At 63.0% G+C, this 2,629-nt stretch carries 2 protein-coding genes; one reads left to right on the forward strand and one right to left on the reverse strand.

The window, feature by feature from the left end; all coding sequences use genetic code 11:
• Positions 1–57 precede the first annotated feature (57 nt).
• On the reverse strand, positions 58–231 hold the full coding sequence (locus QN347_RS19020) for a hypothetical protein (protein WP_322159825.1): 174 nt from the start codon (positions 229–231) through the stop codon (positions 58–60).
• A 929-nt stretch (positions 232–1,160) separates the two neighbouring features.
• Between QN347_RS19020 and QN347_RS19025 the strand changes: the two genes are divergently transcribed.
• Positions 1,161–2,629 (forward strand): MDR family MFS transporter (locus tag QN347_RS19025; RefSeq protein ID WP_323494318.1); only part of this gene is annotated, 1,469 nt, incomplete at its 3' end.

A 2,629-nucleotide genomic window follows, 5' to 3' on the forward strand; every position in this document is an offset into this window, starting at 1 on the left:
CATCGATCCTGCAGATTTCAGAATCATGGCTTGAGCGAGCGACGATTTCGCGGGTCGTCAAGCAGACGGAGTATAACAATCAAACATGCCGATCTCGTTGTCGAGCCAGCAGTGAACGACGACGCCGAACTCCGATGTAGTGTGGTCGTCATCATTCACGAAGGGATCACGGCGAACCCTATTGCCCGGTGCTAGGTAGCGATCTTCGCCAACGCCTTCATCATGGGCCATACTACCTATCCCTATCGAACCAGCCAGAGGTGTAGGCTGTGAACCCTCATGTCCGCTAGTGGGCGTTTTCAGACTGGGAGTTTTCCTGCCCGAACGCAGCCTTTCGACAAAATGCGATGTTCCCGGTTCGGTCTCTTGCGTTTCAGCAACGCCAGCTTTGACCACGCGTCGCGAAGCGGGGGCAAATAGCGAACGCCATGAAGCGATTCAAAATAGCGACGAACCGAGTCCCTAATCCGTCATTTACTGCCTTGCGCGTCTCGCCGAATCCTTCGACGGTAGCCGGGTTGGGTTCAGGGTTGAACTCAATGACTGGTAGCGGACCAAACGCTGCCGGAGGATTGCATTGGTTGCCCCTCTAGGGTCCTACCGGTGAGGCGAGGTCCACACTCTCTCACCGCCGCCACGGGCAACCAATGCAATCCGACATTACGCATAGCGCGTTGGTGATGCCAACCGGAATTATCCGGTGATCCATGGAAACCTACATGGTCGATGTAAACGGTCGCTAATGGGGCGTGAGAGGACTGGCCGGAAGTTGTGGAAAACGGACGTCAGACGTCGCCTGCTAGCCGCGCGAAGAGCACATAGCCGCCAAAGAGGACGATCAGGATTATTCCTGCGATTGCAGGACCGATGAAGGTCCGGCTGCGGTCGATCGGGGCTGCCATGCCTGATGCTAGGCTTCTCTGGCGAATGTCCGCAAGTGGTCGAATTCGGAACGACCGCAATAACGAGCCAACCAGTTGTCCCCAACCGAAACCCGCCTTGCAGCGGCGGGATTTGAGGCGCAGGAGACGGCACCGCCGACCATCCGATCAGCCGACCAAGCGCTGACACGGGAGAGCCCATCCATCCGGTCCCCGCGCACCGTCCCGGACGCAGATCGCGCCCTGCGCAGCAACGACCCAAGCTTTCGGAACTGCGCCATGAGATTGCGCCGCCGGGGCCTCGCCTCGATCAACAGCGAAATCCGCGACGGCATCCTGCCCGCCGCGGGCGACATCGCGCAGGTCGCGCGCGAGGACAATGCGGCCGACCATACGCCCAAGAACTACCGACTGGTCGCGCTGATCATCGCCTGTGCGCTGTTCATGGAGCAGATGGACGCGACCATCCTCGCCACCGCACTGCCGACGATGGCGCGCGATTTCCACGTTCCCGCGACCAATATGAGCTCGGCGCTGACCTCGTATCTGCTCGCACTCGCGATCTTCATCCCGGCGAGCGGGCGGCTGGCGGACCGCTTCGGATCGCGCACCGTGTTCCGCGCGGCGATCCTGATCTTCGTCGCGGGATCGGCCTTGTGCGGGGTCGCGCCGAGCCTGCCGTTCATCATGGGCGCGCGCTTCCTGCAGGGGCTGGGGGGCGCGATGATGATCCCGATCGGGCGGCTCGTCCTGCTGCGCAGCGTCGCCAAGGAGGACATGGTCTCGGCGATGTCGTGGCTGATCATGCCCGCGCTGATCGGGCCGATCCTGGGGCCCCCGGTGGGCGGTGCGATCGTCACCTATCTCGACTGGCGCTGGATCTTCTATCTCAATTTGCCGATCGGGCTGCTCGGGGTGTTCCTGGTGACGCGCTATATCGGCGAGGTGCGCGCCGAGACGCCGGTGCGGGCGGATCCGTGGGGATTCGTGCTGTCGGGCGTGGCGCTCGGCTGCTTGCTGTTCGGGTTCGAGATGACGAGTCGGACGGGTGAACTGCCGCTCGCGCTCGGCCTGATCGGGATCGGCTGTGTCGCGGGTGCGCTCTACATCCGCCATGCGCGGCACCGTGCCGATCCGATTCTCGATCTGTCGCTGATGCGCGTGCCGACCTTCCGCCTGTCGCTGATCGGCGGATCGCTGACGCGGATCACGCAAGGCGCGCAGCCCTTCCTGCTGCCGATGATGCTGCAATTGGGCTTCGGCATGACCGCGGCGGCGAGCGGCGCGATCACCGTTGCGGGGGCGATCGGGTCGCTCGCGATGAAGGGGCTGGCGCCGCGCATCCTGCGGCGCTGGGGATTCCGGAGGAGTCTGATCATCGGCGGGCTCGGTGGGAGCGCGGGCTATGCGGTGTGCGGGCTGTTCCGGCCCGATTGGCCGGTGCCGCTGATCTTCGGGGTGTTGATGGTATCGGGCTTCTTCATGTCGTTCCAATTCTCGGCGTACAACACAATCGCCTATGACGAGATCCCGAGCGAGCGGATGAGCTCGGCGACGAGCTTCTATGCGACCTTCCAGCAATTGATGCTGTCGCTCGGGATCTGCGTTGGGGCGGCGTCGCTGCATGTCGGGATGTTGGGGGGCGGGCATACGCTGCCGCGGCTGGGGGATTTCACGCTGGCGTTCTGGGTGGTGACCGCGGTCTCGGCGAGCGCGACGATCTGGAACGCTGTCTCTTATACACATCT

The sequence above is a fragment of the Sphingomonas sp. 10B4 genome (assembly GCF_035019905.1).
Lineage (GTDB): Bacteria > Pseudomonadota > Alphaproteobacteria > Sphingomonadales > Sphingomonadaceae > Sphingomonas > Sphingomonas glacialis.

What these genes read in the sequence shown, in the direction of transcription:
- QN347_RS19020 (WP_322159825.1), bottom strand. Translation starts at nt 231, where the DNA reads ATGGCCCATGATGAAGGCGTTGGCGAAGATCGCTACCTAGCACCGGGC.